Annotated in this window: 19 protein-coding genes; 11 read left to right on the forward strand and 8 right to left on the reverse strand. The window is 66.6% G+C overall.

Annotated elements, in window-relative coordinates:
- Positions 1 to 23: 23 nt before the first annotated feature.
- The 3 genes from rpmG to radC form a co-directional block, all read right to left on the reverse strand.
- Entirely contained in the window at positions 24 to 191 is a 168-nt protein-coding gene (gene rpmG, locus LGM42_RS11220) for a 50S ribosomal protein L33 (protein WP_006478046.1), read from the reverse strand.
- A 17-nt stretch (positions 192 to 208) separates the two neighbouring features.
- The gene (rpmB, locus tag LGM42_RS11225) at positions 209 to 442 is read right to left on the reverse strand and encodes a 50S ribosomal protein L28 (RefSeq protein ID WP_004186391.1); all 234 of its coding nucleotides are present in this window, start codon (positions 440 to 442) and stop codon (positions 209 to 211) included.
- Positions 443 to 679: 237 nt separating this feature from the next.
- On the reverse strand, positions 680 to 1453 hold the full coding sequence (gene radC / locus LGM42_RS11230; RefSeq protein WP_059646221.1) for a RadC family protein: 774 nt from the start codon (positions 1451 to 1453) through the stop codon (positions 680 to 682).
- Between the two features lie 135 nt (positions 1454 to 1588).
- Between radC and LGM42_RS11235 the strand changes: the two genes are divergently transcribed.
- The 7 genes from LGM42_RS11235 to LGM42_RS11265 all read left to right on the forward strand — a co-directional run bounded on the left by LGM42_RS11235 (position 1589) and on the right by LGM42_RS11265 (position 7807).
- Positions 1589 to 2044: an FKBP-type peptidyl-prolyl cis-trans isomerase gene (locus LGM42_RS11235; RefSeq protein WP_006488950.1), complete on the forward strand. Its 456-nt coding sequence runs from the start codon at positions 1589 to 1591 to the stop codon at positions 2042 to 2044.
- Positions 2045 to 2046: 2 nt separating this feature from the next.
- Positions 2047 to 3027 (forward strand): 4-hydroxy-3-methylbut-2-enyl diphosphate reductase, encoded by a 981-nt coding sequence (ispH, locus tag LGM42_RS11240; protein ID WP_059576830.1) that lies wholly within the window; start codon positions 2047 to 2049, stop codon positions 3025 to 3027.
- A gap of 268 nt (positions 3028 to 3295) precedes the next feature.
- The gene (locus LGM42_RS11245) at positions 3296 to 3940 is read left to right on the forward strand and encodes an amino acid-binding protein (RefSeq protein ID WP_226232242.1); all 645 of its coding nucleotides are present in this window, start codon (positions 3296 to 3298) and stop codon (positions 3938 to 3940) included.
- Between the two features lie 211 nt (positions 3941 to 4151).
- On the forward strand, positions 4152 to 5102 hold the full coding sequence (locus LGM42_RS11250; RefSeq protein ID WP_006478051.1) for a branched-chain amino acid ABC transporter permease: 951 nt from the start codon (positions 4152 to 4154) through the stop codon (positions 5100 to 5102).
- A 19-nt stretch (positions 5103 to 5121) separates the two neighbouring features.
- Positions 5122 to 6291, forward strand: coding sequence for an ABC transporter permease subunit (locus LGM42_RS11255; RefSeq protein ID WP_059576825.1), 1170 nt, complete (start codon positions 5122 to 5124; stop codon positions 6289 to 6291).
- A gap of 23 nt (positions 6292 to 6314) precedes the next feature.
- Positions 6315 to 7091 (forward strand): ABC transporter ATP-binding protein, encoded by a 777-nt coding sequence (locus LGM42_RS11260; RefSeq protein ID WP_059576822.1) that lies wholly within the window; start codon positions 6315 to 6317, stop codon positions 7089 to 7091.
- The gene (locus LGM42_RS11265; RefSeq protein WP_060311854.1) at positions 7091 to 7807 is read left to right on the forward strand and encodes an ABC transporter ATP-binding protein; all 717 of its coding nucleotides are present in this window, start codon (positions 7091 to 7093) and stop codon (positions 7805 to 7807) included. Before LGM42_RS11260 ends, LGM42_RS11265 begins: the two co-directional genes overlap by 1 nt.
- A 182-nt stretch (positions 7808 to 7989) precedes the next feature.
- Here LGM42_RS11265 and LGM42_RS11270 read toward each other — a convergent pair whose 3' ends face one another.
- From LGM42_RS11270 to LGM42_RS11280, 3 genes are all read right to left on the reverse strand, one after another.
- On the reverse strand, positions 7990 to 8445 hold the full coding sequence (locus LGM42_RS11270; protein WP_059646226.1) for a GNAT family acetyltransferase: 456 nt from the start codon (positions 8443 to 8445) through the stop codon (positions 7990 to 7992).
- A 13-nt stretch (positions 8446 to 8458) separates the two neighbouring features.
- Positions 8459 to 9643: an acetylornithine transaminase gene (locus LGM42_RS11275; protein ID WP_059576815.1), complete on the reverse strand. Its 1185-nt coding sequence runs from the start codon at positions 9641 to 9643 to the stop codon at positions 8459 to 8461.
- A gap of 296 nt (positions 9644 to 9939) precedes the next feature.
- Positions 9940 to 10971 carry a CDP-6-deoxy-delta-3,4-glucoseen reductase gene (locus tag LGM42_RS11280; RefSeq protein WP_226232243.1) on the reverse strand — a complete coding sequence of 344 codons (1032 nt, stop codon included), beginning with the start codon at positions 10969 to 10971 and terminating at the stop codon, positions 9940 to 9942.
- 107 nt (positions 10972 to 11078) lie between these two features.
- On the opposite strand from LGM42_RS11280, the gene LGM42_RS11285 reads away from it, so the two are divergent.
- Positions 11079 to 12113, forward strand: coding sequence for an NAD-dependent epimerase/dehydratase family protein (locus tag LGM42_RS11285; protein WP_059576812.1), 1035 nt, complete (start codon positions 11079 to 11081; stop codon positions 12111 to 12113).
- On the opposite strand, the gene LGM42_RS11290 is transcribed toward LGM42_RS11285, so the two are convergent.
- On the reverse strand, positions 12096 to 12284 hold the full coding sequence (locus LGM42_RS11290) for a hypothetical protein (protein WP_011546000.1): 189 nt from the start codon (positions 12282 to 12284) through the stop codon (positions 12096 to 12098). The genes LGM42_RS11285 and LGM42_RS11290 overlap by 18 nt on opposite strands.
- Before the next feature lie 106 nt (positions 12285 to 12390).
- Positions 12391 to 13107: a 16S rRNA pseudouridine(516) synthase gene (locus tag LGM42_RS11295; RefSeq protein WP_226232244.1), complete on the reverse strand. Its 717-nt coding sequence runs from the start codon at positions 13105 to 13107 to the stop codon at positions 12391 to 12393.
- 114 nt (positions 13108 to 13221) lie between these two features.
- Here LGM42_RS11295 and copC point away from each other — a divergent pair, with 114 nt between their 5' ends.
- The 3 genes from copC (at position 13222) to LGM42_RS11310 (ending at position 15116) form a co-directional block, all read left to right on the forward strand.
- Positions 13222 to 13596, forward strand: a complete 375-nt coding sequence (gene copC, locus LGM42_RS11300; RefSeq protein WP_059576805.1) for a copper homeostasis periplasmic binding protein CopC — start codon at positions 13222 to 13224, stop codon at positions 13594 to 13596.
- 66 nt (positions 13597 to 13662) lie between these two features.
- Positions 13663 to 14163: a DinB family protein gene (locus LGM42_RS11305; protein WP_059576802.1), complete on the forward strand. Its 501-nt coding sequence runs from the start codon at positions 13663 to 13665 to the stop codon at positions 14161 to 14163.
- A gap of 179 nt (positions 14164 to 14342) precedes the next feature.
- Positions 14343 to 15116 (forward strand): SDR family oxidoreductase, encoded by a 774-nt coding sequence (locus LGM42_RS11310; protein WP_226232245.1) that lies wholly within the window; start codon positions 14343 to 14345, stop codon positions 15114 to 15116.
- Positions 15117 to 15247: the final 131 nt, after the last annotated feature.

Here is a 15247-nt window from a genome sequence, read left to right on the forward strand (position 1 = left end):
GTCAAGCTGGCAGAAACCGGAGATTACTTGATCTTGGTTTCTTTGTATTCCACATGCTTGCGGACGACGGGATCGAACTTCTTGATCGCCATCTTTTCCGGCATGTTGCGCTTGTTCTTCGTGGTCGTGTAGAAGTGACCCGTACCAGCGGTCGACTCGAGCTTGATCTTGTCGCGGGCGCCTTTTGCCATGATTGTGCTCCTTGGGCTTAGGCTTCGCCGCGTGCGCGCAGGTCAGCGAGCACGGAATCGATGCCGTTCTTGTCGATCAGGCGCAGGCCGGCGTTCGAGACGCGCAGACGCACCCAGCGGTTTTCGCTCTCCACCCAGAACCGGCGGTTTTGCAGGTTCGGCAGGAAGCGGCGCTTCGTCTTGTTGTTGGCGTGGGAAACGTTGTTGCCGCTCATCGGCGCTTTCCCAGTTACTTGGCATACGCGTGCCATGAGAGCACTCCTAATACGCTAAATTCGGGGTTCGATCGCCGGTGAAGGTTCCATCGCACCGCCACGTGATCCATGGCTGCACTCAGAACGCCGTAGCCCTTACAGACAAGGCCCTTCGATGGCTAGAACTGGTTGGAAAAAAGACAGACGGCGATTCTAGCAGAAAAAGTTCAGAAAAATCAAACCTAATTTCGCTTCGCCGTTGCGGCGCCCTGGGACGGGCCGCCGCGCCACAGTCTACAGCCAACCGGCCCGCGCGAACGAGAAAGTATCGCTGACGCCGACGACGACGTGATCGAGCAGCCGCACGTCGACAAGCTCGAGCGCGTCTTTCAGCACGCGCGTCAGGCGGCGGTCTTCCGCGCTCGGCTGCACCGCGCCCGACGGATGGTTGTGCGCGACGATCAGCGCCGCGGCGTTCTGTTGCATCGCGCGGCGCACGATCTCGCGTGGATAGACGGCCATCCGCGTGAGCGAGCCGCGCGCGAGTTCCTCCATGTCGATCATGCGGTTGCGGGCGTCCAGATAGACCGCGACGAATACTTCGTGCGGGAGCGTGCCGATCTTCATTCGCAGGCAATCCTCGACGGCGCCGGGCGAATCGATCTGCATGCCGTCCCGTGCCTTCTCCTCCAGCATGCGCCGGGCGATCTCGGTGACCGCGACCAGCCGCGCGGAGCGTGCGGGGCCGATGCCGGGGTGCGCCTCGAAATCGTCGGCGCCCGCTTCGAGCAACCCGCGCAGCGACTTGTACTGCTTGATCAGATCGCGGGCGATGACGAATACGTCGTGACCGGGCTTGCCCGTGCCGAGCAGCAGCGCGATCAGTTCGTCGTCGGTCAGCGCGGCCGGCCCGCGTTCCAGCAGCCGCTCGCGCGGCCGCTCCGGCCGCCAGTCGCCCGGGCGGCGCCTGCGCCGGTTGATCGGGATGACGCGGGCGGGCGGATCGGCCGGCGCATCGGTGGTGTCGCGGCATTCGGCCGACGGCAGGATGAGGCGGGGTGACAGCATGGTCTGAACTCCATTGGCGGCGGGCGGCGTGCGCGACGTCGTCGCACTTTCCGCCTTGCACGCTCAGGTGACTTACAATATTGGCTTTGCGCCGGGCCATTCGGCCGTAGCGGGCGCCGACCGAACGAGTAATTCATGAGCCTCATCGATCTATCCGAAGTGAAGCCCGGTTCCCACGTCACGTTGCATTACCGGCTGGCACTGGCCGACGGCGCCGACATCGTCAACACCTTCTCGGACAAGCCGGCCACGCTGTTGCTGGGCGCGGGGCAACTGGCGCCGTCGCTGGAACAGATTCTGCTCGGGCTCAGGGTCGGCGACCACTCGACTTTTCAGCTAGCGCCCGATCAGGGGTTCGGCCCCCGCAATCCCGACATGCTTCAGCGCGTGACGCTGTCGACGCTGCGCGAGAACGGGATGGTCGGCGACGATTTCACGCCGGGCGAGCTCATCGAGTTCAACGCACCGGATGGCGGCCGCTACGCGGGGGTGCTGAAGGAAGTCAGCGAGACCTCGGCGCTGTTCGACTTCAATCATCCGCTCGCGGGCCAGGCGCTCACGTTCGAAGTGAAAATCATCGGAATCCTGTAATCATGAGTACCACCGATACGCTGTCCGCGCAGACCGTCGCCGCCGACGCCGAAATCCTGCTGGCCCAGCCGCGCGGTTTCTGCGCGGGCGTCGACCGCGCGATCGAGATCGTCGAGCGCGCCATCGCGATGCACGGTGCGCCGATCTACGTGCGTCACGAAATCGTCCACAACAAGTACGTGGTCGAGGATCTGAAGAAGAAGGGCGCGATCTTCGTCGAGGAACTCGAGGAAGTGCCGGCCGGCAACACCGTGATCTTCAGTGCGCACGGCGTGTCGAAAGCCGTGCGCGACGAGGCGGACGTGCGCGGGTTGCGCATTTACGACGCAACCTGCCCGCTCGTCACGAAGGTGCACGTCGAAGTGGCGAAGATGCGCCAGGACGGCGTCGACATCGTCATGATCGGGCACAAGGGCCATCCCGAGGTCGAAGGCACGATGGGCCAGGTCGAGCGGGGCATGCACCTCGTCGAAAGCGTCGAGGACGTGCAGAAGCTCGAGCTCGCCGATCCCGAGCGCATCGCGCTCGTCACGCAGACGACGCTGTCCGTCGACGACGCGGCCGAGATCATCGGCGCGCTGAAGGCGAAGTATCCGAAGATCCGCGAGCCGAAGAAGCAGGACATCTGCTACGCGACGCAGAACCGGCAGGATGCGGTGAAGTTCATGGCGCCGCAGTGCGACGTCGTGATCGTGGTCGGCAGTCCGAACAGCTCGAACTCGAGCCGGCTGCGCGAAGTGGCCGAAAAGCGCGGGGTGGCCGCGTACATGGTCGATGCGCCGGATCAGATCGATCCGGCATGGGTTGCCGGCAAGCGCCGCATCGGCGTGACGGCCGGCGCGTCGGCGCCCGAGGTGCTCGCCCAGGCCGTGATCGCGCGGCTGCGCGAGCTCGGCGTGCGCAACGTCCGCGCACTCGAGGGCATCGAGGAAAACGTGTCGTTTCCGCTGCCGCGCGGGTTGAACCTGCCGCCCGCGGCCTGATTGCCGCATCGCACCCTGCGGAATACCGAAGCGCGCCCGTCGGCGCGCTTTTTTTGTGCCTCGAAATTCACATCGCAACCGTTATTCCCAAGCGTGGTGCAACCCGGTTGCTCCGGGCGCGCCCAATCGTGTCTCAAAATTGGTTGCAATGCAGGAAAACCCCATCGAATCAGGATTATTGGCGTCCTATAAATGGAGTTACAATGCGCCCGTTTTCAAGCCGGAATGGCTTTGAAACGGGTTTTGGCAAGGCGCGGGAGACCATTCGATGCATGTGAAGTTGGCTTACGCCGTGTCCGTCGCCGCACCGGTTGCAATGTTTGCCGGCTGCAGCAAAAAGAGCGACGGCGGGGCGGCCAGGGAGGCTGCGGTGTACGCGGCACCGCCGGCCAGCGGCGTGCGCGTCGCCGGAACCGGACCTGCGGCGCCATCGGCGCGCCGTATCGCGCAACTGGGCAGGGACAAGGAAAACGGGGCACGTTTGACGATCGAGGAAATCAACACGCATGGCCTGGTGATCGGGCCGGCAGCGGGCATGCAGGTTGTAGCGCGGCAAGTGGCGGGTCCACGGATGGCGGACGATCGCGGCGCTGCCGGTAGCGTGCCGAAGCCATTGTCTCCCCTTCAATTCGATTCGACGAAACAGCGCGCTGCCGCGACCGACCGTGTCGCGGTGCGCAGCCTGGTTCGTACGATGGATTCCGATGCAGTCCTGACGAAAGTCGGGCGCGGCTGTCGCAACGCCTTCCCGGGCGACGCGGCGCGGAATCCGATCCGTCCTGGCGCGATGCTTGCATGGCACTGGACGGGCCAAGGCACGGATGCCGGGAAACCGGATGACGGCCGTCTCGGCATGCTGCCCCACGACTTCAAGGAGGCCACGAACACCGTCCTCGATGTCGTGACGATTTAGCGACGGGACTCATGACGGCACCGGAACAGTGCGGTGCCGTTTTTGTATCCGCTCCGGCGGCAGGTCCGGCCGTACAGGCCGGGCGGCGCGCGCCGGGACGATCCACCCTTACCGGTATCGACTAGTACCCGCAGTGCCGCCGAGAAGGCGCGATTCCTCGCTTACCCGCGGGGCGCAACGTCCTCCGGCAGCACGGGCCAAGGAGCTTTAAATGGATATTTTCGTCCAGCAGGTTCTCAACGGGCTGGTGCTCGGCAGTGTGTACGCCATCATCGCGTTGGGATACACGATGGTGTACGGCATTCTCGGCATCATCAACTTCGCGCACGGCGACGTGCTGATGATCGGCGCGATGGTCGCACTGTCGGCCATCACCGTGCTGCAGAACCACTTTCCCGGACTCGGCAACGTCGCGACGCTGACGATCGGCCTGGGCATCGCCGCGGTCGTCTGCGCGTTCGTCGGCTTCACGATCGAGCGCGTCGCGTACCGGCCGTTGCGCCGCGCGCCGCGCCTCGCCCCGCTGATCACCGCGATCGGCGTGTCGATCCTGCTGCAGACGGCCGCGATGATCATCTGGTCGCGCAACCCGCTGCCGTTCCCGCAATTGCTGCCGACCGACCCGATCAACGTGATCAAGGCCACCGACACGACGCCCGGCGCCGTGATCTCGGTCACCGAAATCGTGATCATCGCGGTTGCGTTCATCGTGATGGGCGGCCTGCTGCTGCTCGTGCACAAGACCAAGCTCGGCCGCGCGATGCGCGCGATCGCCGAAAGCCCGAATACGGCAAGCCTGATGGGCGTGAACCCGAACTTCGTGATCTCCGCGACGTTCATGATCGGCTCCGCGCTCGCCGCGCTGGCCGGCGTGATGATCGCGTCCGAATACGGCAACGTGCACTTCTACATGGGCTTCATCCCCGGCATGAAGGCGTTTACGGCCGCGGTGCTCGGCGGGATCGGCAACCTCGGCGGCGCGATGGTCGGCGGCGTGCTGCTCGGCCTGATCGAGCAGCTCGGGGCCGGCTACATCGGCAACCTCACGGGCGGCGTGTTCGGCAGCAACTACCAGGACGTGTTCGCCTTCGTCGTGCTGATCATCGTGCTGGTGTTCCGTCCGTCGGGCCTGCTGGGCGAACGTGTCGCGGACCGCGCGTAACGGAAGGGGAGCAAACAACATGACATCCATTCAACCGATCGAATCGTCGACGTCGCTCGTCGAAGAGCGCAACACCGCCAAGACCGTCGTCATCGGCCTGCTCACTGCCGTCCTCGTGATCGCCGCGCCGATCGTGATCGGCTCGGCCGGCGGCAACTACTGGGTCCGCGTGCTCGACTTCGCAATGCTGTACGTGATGCTCGCGCTGGGCCTGAACGTGGTGGTGGGCTTCGCCGGCCTGCTCGACCTCGGCTACATCGCGTTCTACGCGGTGGGCGCCTATACGGCCGCGCTGCTGAGCTCGCCGCACCTGACCTCGCAGTTCGAGTGGATCGCGGCGCTCGCGCCGAACGGGCTGCACGTGCCGTTCCTGATCATCGTGCCGATCGCGATGGCGCTCGCGGCGACCTTCGGGATCCTGCTCGGTGCGCCGACGCTGCGCCTGCGCGGCGACTATCTGGCGATCGTCACGCTCGGCTTCGGTGAAATCGTCCGGATCTTCATGAACAACCTCGACCGTCCGGTGAACATCACCAACGGCCCGAAGGGGATCACGGGCATCGATCCGGTGCACGTCGGCGGCTTCAACCTGTCGCAGACGCACTCGCTGTTCGGCTTCCAGCTGCCGTCGGTGTACATGTACTACTACCTGTTCGTGCTCTGCTCGCTGCTGGTGATCTGGGTGTGTACGCGTCTGCAGCACTCGCGCATCGGCCGCGCGTGGGCCGCGATCCGCGAAGACGAGATCGCGGCGAAGGCGATGGGCATCAACACCCGTAACGTGAAGCTGCTCGCGTTCGCGATGGGCGCGTCGTTCGGCGGCCTGTCGGGCTCGATGTTCGGCGCGTTCCAGGGTTTCGTGTCGCCCGAGTCGTTCACGTTCTGGGAATCGATCGTCGTGCTCGCCTGCGTGGTGCTCGGCGGCATGGGCCACATCCCGGGCGTGATCCTGGGTGCGGTGCTGCTCGCGATTTTCCCGGAATTCCTGCGCTCGACGATGAGCCCGCTGCAGCATGCGCTGTTCGGTCATGACATCGTCGATACGGAAGTGATCCGTCAGGCGCTGTACGGCCTCGCGATGGTCATCATCATGCTGTACCGCTCGGAAGGCCTGTGGCCCGCGCCGAAGCATGAGGACAAGATCGCGAAACTGGCGAAGCGCAACAGCAAGAAGCCGGTGCGCGCTTAACCTACGGACAAGGGGATAACCACATGAGCGACAAGCAAATCCGACTGTCCGTCTCGGGCGTGAACAAGCGCTTCGGCGGGCTGCAGGCGCTGTCCGACGTCGGCCTGCAGATCAAGGAAGGCGAGATCTACGGGCTGATCGGCCCGAACGGCGCCGGCAAGACCACGTTCTTCAACGTGATCACGGGCCTCTACACGCCGGACTCCGGCGACTTCAAGCTGGACGGCCAGAACTACACGCCGACGGCCGTGCACCAGGTGGCCAAGGCCGGCATCGCGCGCACGTTCCAGAACATCCGCCTGTTCGGCGGGATGACGGCGCTCGAGAACGTGATGGTGGGCCGCCACGTGCGCACCAAGCACGGGCTGCTCGGCGCGGTGTTCCAGACGCCGGCCGAACGCCAGGAAGAGCGCGAGATCAAGGAACGCGCGATCGAGCTGCTCGACTACGTCGGCGTGCTGCAGTACGCCGACTACACGTCGCGCAACCTGTCGTACGGCCACCAGCGCCGTCTGGAAATCGCCCGTGCACTGGCCACCGACCCGAAGCTGCTCGCGCTCGACGAGCCGGCAGCCGGGATGAACGCGACCGAGAAGGTCGAACTCACGCGCCTGCTCGACAAGATCCGCTCGGACGGCCGCACGATTCTGCTGATCGAGCACGACGTGAAGCTCGTGATGGGGCTGTGCAACCGGATGACGGTGCTCGATTACGGCAAGGTGATCGCCGAGGGTCTGCCGCAGGACGTGCAGAAGAATCCGAAGGTGATTGAGGCATATCTCGGCGCAGGGGTGCACTGATGGCAGCGGCAATGTTGAAAATCAAGGGCTTGCAGGTCAACTACGGCGGCATTCAGGCCGTCAAGGGCGTTGACATGGAAGTCCGTCAGGGCGAGCTCGTGACGCTGATCGGTGCGAACGGCGCCGGCAAGACCACGACGATGAAGGCGATCACGGGCCTGAAGCCGTACTCGGCGGGCGACATCGAGTACGACGGCACGTCGATCAAGGGCATCCCGCCGCACGAGCTGCTCAAGCGCGGCCTGGCGATGGTGCCGGAAGGCCGCGGGATCTTCGCGCGGATGTCGATCATCGAGAACATGCAGATGGGCGCGTACCTGCGCAACGACAACGAGCAGATCAAGAAGGACGTCGACCGGATGTTCGGCTTCTTCCCGCGCCTGAAGGAGCGGGCGACGCAGCTCGCGGGCACGCTGTCGGGCGGCGAGCAGCAGATGCTGGCGATGTCGCGCGCGATTCTGTCGAAGCCGAAGCTGCTGCTGCTCGACGAGCCGTCGATGGGTCTGTCGCCGATCATGGTCGAGAAGATCTTCGAAGTGGTGCGCGAGATCTCGAAGGAGGGCATCACGGTGCTGCTGGTCGAGCAGAACGCACGCCTCGCGCTGCAGGCGGCCGACCGCGGCTACGTGATGGATTCGGGTACGGTCACGATGGAAGGCGACGCGAAGCAGATGCTCGACGATCCGAAGGTGCGCGCCGCGTATCTGGGCGAGTAAGCGATCGAATGAACGGGCCCGGCCGCGCACGTCGCAGCCGGGCTGTCGAAAAGCCGTCACGGGAAACCGTGGCGGTTTTTTTTCGTGTGGCGGGTCCGATCGTGCCGACCGACGTGCTCGGCGATCCGCTGCCGGACGCGGGGCCGACCACGCGCCGAATCGCGCCGCGGCCGGCGGCGGTCTTACGCGGCCGGCAGCGTCTTGCCGAACGAGATGCGCTCCTCGACGCGATAGCCGAGCGCCGCATAGAAGCGGCATGCGTCGTCGTTGCCGGGCAGGACCTGCAGGTTGATCTTCAGGCAGCCGCGCGCGGCGAGCGCGCGTTCCGCATGCGCGATCAGCGCGCGGCCGACGCCGAGCCGGCGCGCGTCGTTCGCGACGCCGAACGAGTAGAGCCAGCCGCGATGTCCGTCGAAACCGGCCATCAGCGTGCCGACGACGCGCGCCCCGCAAGTCGCGACGAAGAACAGTTCCGGCTGCGTCGCGAGCTTCAGCTCGATCGATCGCAGCGGATCACGGTGCGGCGGCGCGCCGGCTTCGTCGTAATGCGGGAACGCGTCGCGCCATACCGCGAGCACGGCATCGGTGTCGGCGCGTTCGAACGGGCGGATAGCGACAGCATCGGCGGCGGCATCCATCGCGGCGGTCTCCTTACAGCGTGTCGAGGATCGACCGCAGCATCGCCATCATCTGGTCGATCTCGTCGGTCGTCACGTTCAGCGCTGGCATGAAGCGCAGCAGGTTCGGCCGTGCGGCGTTCAACAGCAGGCCGTCGGGCTGCATGTCGCGCGCCTTCTCGACGATCTGCGGGCCGATGTCCTTGCCGAGCAGCAGCGCGCGCAGCAGGCCTTCGCCGCGTTCGCCCTCGAAGCCGCGTTCCTCCGACAGCTCGAGCAGCTTGCGCTTCAGATACTCGCCGCGCGCGCGCACGCCTTCGAGGAAGCCGGGCGCGACGAGCTGCGAGATCACCGAATAGCCGACCGCCGTCATCAGCGGGTTGCCGTTGTACGTGCCGCCCTGGTCGCCGGCCTCGAACACCGCGACGTCGGCCTTCGACAGCAGCGCGCCGAGCGGTGCGCCGCCGCCGATGCCCTTCGCGAGCGTCATGATGTCCGGCTCGATGCCGGACAGCTCGTACGCGAACAGCGTGCCCGCGCGGCCGCAGCCGCTCTGCACTTCGTCGACGATCAGCAGCAGGTTGTGCTGCTTCGTCAGCGCGCGCAGCGCCTGCATGAATTCGCGCGTCGCCGGGATCACGCCGCCTTCGCCCTGGATCGGCTCGAGCATGACGGCGACGGTCTTGTCGGTGATCAGCTTCTCGACCGAGTTGATGTCGTTCAGCTCGGCCTTCGGGAAGCCCGGCACCTGCGGCGCGTAGATCGTGTCCCAGCCCGGCTTGCCGCTGGCCGACATCGTCGCGAGCGTGCGGCCGTGGAAGCTGTGGTCGAACGTGATGATCTCGTACGCGCCGTTCTTGAACTTGCGGCCCCACTTGCGCGCGAGCTTGATCGCGCCTTCGTTCGCCTCGGCGCCGCTGTTCGTGAAGAACACCTTGTCGAACACGCTGTGCTGCGTGAGCAGGCCCGCGAGCTTCGCCATCGGCTCGTTGTAGAACGCCGGCGACGGGTTCAGCAGCTTTTCGGCCTGCGTCTTCAGCGCCTCGACGATGCCGTCGTTGCAGTGGCCGAGGCTGTTGACGGCCCAGCCCTGGATGAAGTCCAGATAGCGCTTGCCCGTGTGATCGTAGAGCCACGAACCCTTGCCGTGCGTAAACACGATGTCGGGGCGGTTCGTGATGTACATCAGCGAGTCGATCGGGTAATCGTTCAGGGGCATGGCAGCAGACTCCAGCGGGCGTTGAAAGGGAAACGGGCAATAAAAAAGCCACGGACGGCCGTGGCTGGTGGGTCGAACAGCTTGTGCGTAACCGGTGAAGCGGAGGAGGGTTACGCGCGAGTCCGTGACGAGCCGGCGGCATCCGGGCGGAGCGGCGAGCGGCGACGTCGGAGAGCGGACAGGAAGCGGTTCATGTGCGCAAGCATAAGGCATCCCGCGCCCCACTGTAAACCGCCGCGATGCCACGGATGTGACACGGGCGGCGCGCAGCGGGGGCGCGTTCGGGCGCCCTGCGCTCAGACCGGATGCGCGAGATCGGCGGCGCTCGTGAACGAGTCCGCGTAGAACTCGTCGGCCGGCAGCGCGTGGTGCTGCGTGAAATCGCGCTGCGCGGATTCGACCATCACCGGCGCGCCGCACGCGTACACCTGGTGGCCGGACAGATCGGGCAGGTCCTCGATCACCGCGCGATGGACGAAGCCCGTGCGGCCGGTCCACTGGTCGGCGTCCTCCGGTTCGGAGAGGACCGGCACGTACTTGAAGTTCGGGATCTCGCGCGCCCATTGCTCGGCGAGTTCGGCGAGGTAGATGTCCTTCTTGCGGCGCGCGCCCCAGTAGAGCGTCATCGGGCGCGTGATGCCCGAATGCTTCACGTGCTCGATGATCGCCTTGATCGGCGCGAAGCCGGTGCCCGACGCGAGCAGCACGATCGGCTTGTCGGAATCCTCGCGCAGGAAGAACGTGCCGAGCGGGCCTTCGAAGCGCAGGATGTCGCGCTCCTTCATCGCGCCGAACACGTGGTCGGTGAACTTGCCGCCCGGCATGTGGCGGATGTGCAGCTCGATCGGGCCTTCCTCGTGCGGCGCGTTCGCCATCGAGTAGCTGCGGCGCGAGCCGTCCTTCAGGATGAACTCGACGTACTGGCCCGCGAGGTACTGCAGGCGTTCGTTGGCAGGCAACTGCAGCTTCACGACCATCACGTCGTCCGCCTTGCGTTCGAGCGCGGCGATGCGGCACGGCAGCTTCTTGACCTGCACGCCGTCGACGCCGGCGATTTCACGCACGTCGACCTCGAGATCGCATTGCGCCTTCGAGCAGCACAGCAGCGCGAGGCCGCGCGTGCGTTCGTCGTTGGACAGCGCCGACGCGGCGTGCGGGCCCTGTTCGATCTGGCCCGACACGATCTGGCCCTTGCAGGAACCGCACGCGCCGTTCTTGCAGCCGTACGGCAGATGGACGTTCTGGCGCAGCGCGGCCGCCAGCACGGTTTCGTCCGACTCGACCTGGAATTGACGGCCGCTTTGCTTGAGAGTGACGTTGAATGCCATAGAACCAAACTAGAACAAAATGGGGGGACCGTGCATGTCGCGCACGGCAGCTACAATGCAAAACCGTTGCGCGTCGCGCAACGGCGGCTACTGATCTCGCAACCAACATGATCGCGACACGAATCCTGCGCCGGCCGCGCGTATTGATCGTCGGCTGCGGCGACGTCGGCATGCGCTGCGTCGCGCAATGGCGTGACGCGCGCCCCGACCTGCGCATCCTCGCGCTGACGAGCCACCCGGCTCGTCGCAGCGAATTGCGCGCCGCTGGCGCGACGCCGATCGTCGGCGATCTCGATCGCCCGGCGACGCTCCGTCGCCTCGCGGGCGTCGCCCGCACGATCCTGCATCTCGCGCCGCCGCCATCCGACGGCCGCGACGACCGGCGCACGCGTGCGCTGATCGCCGCAACGTCCATGCCCGCGCGTCGGCCGTCTCCGACGGCACCGGCGGTCGGTCGGCTCCGACGGCTGCGCACCGCGGCGCGACAGGCCGGCGCGCCCGTTCGGGCAGCGCGTATTGTACCCGACGGTCTTCGCGCGCCGAGGCTCGTCTATGCCAGCACGACGGGCGTCTACGGCGACTGCGGCGGCGCGCGCATCGACGAAACGCACCCGCTGCGCCCCGCGAACCCGCGCGCGTTCCGGCGCGTGTCGGCCGAGCGGCAACTGCGTGCGGCGACGGTGCGCGGCGTGCTGTCCGCGCGCATCGTGCGCATTCCGGGCATCTACGCGGCGAACCGCCTGCCGGTTGCGCGGCTCGAGCGCGGCACGCCGGCGCTCGAGCCGGCCGACGACGTCTACACGAACCACATCCACGCGGACGATCTCGCGGCGATCCTGCGTCGTGCGGCCGAGCGCGGCAAGCCGGCGCGCGTCGTGCACGCGTCGGACGACACCGAACTGCGGATGGGAGAGTATTTCGACCGGGTCGCGCAGGCGCTGGGTCTGCCGAGGCCGCCGCGCGTGAGCCGCGCGGACGCCGAACGCCTGCTCGAGCCGACGCTGCTGTCCTTCATGCGCGAGTCGCGGCGCCTGTCCAACGCACGGCTCAAGGCCGAATTGTGCGTGACGTTGCGCTATCCGACCGTAGACGATTTCCTTCAAACGCTCGCGCCGGGCAGCGCGTCAGGTGAGCGCCGGTAACGCCTCGATCAGCAGGAAGCACAGCAGCGCACCGATCAGCGCGCCGATCAGGTTCGGGTGATATTTGTGCTTCAGATGCATCGTGGCCAGCAGCCCGCCGATCACGATGACGCCGATGACCGCGAACGCGATCATCACGGACGACAGTTCGAAAGAATGGTTGATGTTCATGATGTCTCCCCCTGCATCGCCGCTCTTGCAGCTTGTGATTTCAGTATAGCGGGGGAACCTGCGGCCGAGAGGCGGCCGGACACCGAACGGTCGTGCGGATTTTCCCTTACAGGGTTTCGACGGGATTGCGCAGCGCGGAAAGGTCGGCTTCGTCGAGCCAGCGCCATGCGCCGGGCGCGAGATCGGCCGGCAGCGTGAAGCCGCCGATGCTTTCGCGGTGCAGCAATTCGACGCGGTTGCTCGCTGCCGCGACCATCCGCTTGACCTGGTGGTACTTGCCTTCGAGGACGGTCAGCGCGAGCGTGTGCGGGGTGCGGGCGTCGGCGGCGACGGCCGCGATCGGCTTCGGCTCGCCATGCAGTTGCACGCCGGTGCGCAGCGCGTGCAGTTGCGCGTCGTCGAGCGGGTGGCGCACGGTCGCGACGTAGGTCTTCGGCACCTTGCGCTTCGGCGACGTGTACGCGTGCACGAACTGGCCGTCGTCCGACAGCAGCAGCAGGCCGGTCGTGTCCTGGTCGAGCCGCCCGACGCACTGCACGCCGCGCGCGACGAGCGGCGCCGGCAGCAGGCTGAAGACGCTCGCATGGTGCTGCGGATCGCGCGAACACTCGTAGCCGGCCGGCTTGTTGAGCGCGAGATACGCGCGCGCATGGAACGGCCATGCGGCCTCGTCGACCTCGAACACGAGGCCGTCGGTGTCGAAGGTGGCGTCCGGGTCGGTCGCGGCGGCGCCCGCGACGGCGACGCGGCCCGCCTCGATCAGGCCGCGGCACTGGCGGCGCGAGCCGAAGCCCTGGGTGTAGAGAATGCTTTCGAGATCCATAGCGCGCGCATTCTATCAAGCGGCGGCGTAGGGCCGGCATGAACGCGCATGCGCTGGTAAGCTGCCGGAACGCCGTGCGGTGCGCGGCGCCCGCCCATTCTTCACGGACAGTTCATGCGTTTCGATTCATTCCCGTTCGGCCGTCACGCGGCCGCCGTCATCGTCGCAGCAACCGTTTCGTCGGCCGCGTTCGCGCACGCGCATCTCGCGAAGAGCGACCCGGCGTCGGGCGCGATGCTGGCTGCCGCACCGGCCGCCGTCACGATCGACTTCACCGAGCCGCTGGAGCCGGCATTCAGCTCGATCGTCGTCGTCGACGCCGACGGCAAGACGGTGTCGAACGGCCGCGCGCGCATCGACGCGTCGAACCGCAAGCGCATGACGGTGCCGCTCGCGGCGCTCGCCACCGGCGCGTACACGGTGAAGTGGGTGGCCGTCGCGACCGACGGGCATCGCACGCAGGGCGCGTACGGCTTCGGCGTGAAGTGACGCAACCGGGGCGGCAGGCCTGTGCCAGGGTTGCTGCCCGCCTCTATCCGACAGGGAGTCTTCCGCATGAATCCGACGACGCTCGACGCACTCGCCGATTTCCCCCGTCAACTCGAAGCGCATTTCGCGGCCGTGCCCGACGGCTATGCGCGGTGGACGCCCGACGACTGGGCCGGCATACCGAGCGAGCATTTCTCGCCGCTCGGGCAGCTCTGCCACGTGCGCGACATCGAGATCGACGGCTATCACGTGCGGCTGCGGCGCATGCTCGACGAAGACCGGCCGCTGCTCGTGTCGATCGACGGCGACGCGCTCGCGGTTCAGCGGCGCTACGACGACGCGTATGCGTCCGACGTGCTCGCGGCGATCCGCGACGCACGGCGCGAGACGCTGGCGCTGCTGTCGCGCCTCACGCCCGAACAGTTCGAGCGTACCGGCGAGTTCGACGGCTACGGTTCGCTGACCGTGCGCGGGCTCGTCCATTACCTGTGCAGCCACGACCAGCAGCATCTGGCCGGCATGCAGTGGCTGCTCGGCAAGATCGACGCGGCGCTGTACGCGCGCTGAGCCGGCCGGCGGGCGCGCAATCGACCGCCGATTCTGGCGCTGCCGTCGGTGCGGCAGACCACCTTGCGCGGCTTCGATTGGATCGATTTTCTGGATAATCCATCCAGCCGCAGCCGGCTGATCGGCACGTCGCGCATGCCTACACTCCTAGCTTCGTTCAACGAAAAAAGGAGTCAACCGTGGCAACTCATACGCTCGCGGACAAGGTCGTCCTGATCGCAGGCGGCGCAAAGAATCTCGGCGGCCTGATCGCCCGGGACCTGGCGGGCCACGGCGCGAAGGCGGTGGCGATTCACTACAACAGCGCGGCGTCGCAGGCGCAGGCCGAGGAAACGGCCGCCGCGGTGCGCGCGGCCGGCGCGGAGGCCGCGACGTTCCAGGCGGACCTGACGACGGCGGCCGCGGTCGAGAAGCTGTTCGCCGACGCGAAGCAGCGCTTCGGCAAGATCGACATCGCGATCAACACGGTCGGCAAGGTGCTGAAGAAGCCGTTCACCGAGATCAGCGAAGCCGAGTACGACGAGATGTTCGCGGTCAACAGCAAGTCGGCGTTCTTCTTCATCAAGGAAGCCGGGCGGCATCTCGAGGATCACGGCAAGCTCGTCACGCTCGTGACGTCGCTGCTCGGCGCGTTCACGCCGTTCTATGCGGCATACGAAGGATCGAAGGCGCCGGTCGAGCACTTCACGCGCGCGGCGTCGAAGGAGTACGGCGCACGCGGCATTTCGGTGACGGCCGTCGGGCCGGGGCCGATGGACACGCCGTTCTTCTATCCGGCCGAAGGCGCCGACGCGGTCGCGTATCACAAGACGGCCGCCGCGCTGTCGCCGTTCAGCAAGACGGGGCTGACCGACATCGAGGACGTCGTGCCGTTCATCCGCCATCTCGTGACCGACGGCTGGTGGATCACGGGCCAGACGATCCTGATCAACGGCGGCTACACGACCAAGTAACCGGGAGCCGCTTGCGGCCGCGCGGCGCACCGCACTGGCGCGTTTGCGTGGACAATGGACGGGCGCGCAGCCACGAGGCCGCGCGCCCGTTTTCTCCGTGCCGCCGAAGCCGGCCGCGATGCGCGGCGAGC

Source organism: Burkholderia sp. AU39826, assembly GCF_020419965.1.
Classification (GTDB): Bacteria; Pseudomonadota; Gammaproteobacteria; order Burkholderiales; family Burkholderiaceae; genus Burkholderia; species Burkholderia semiarida.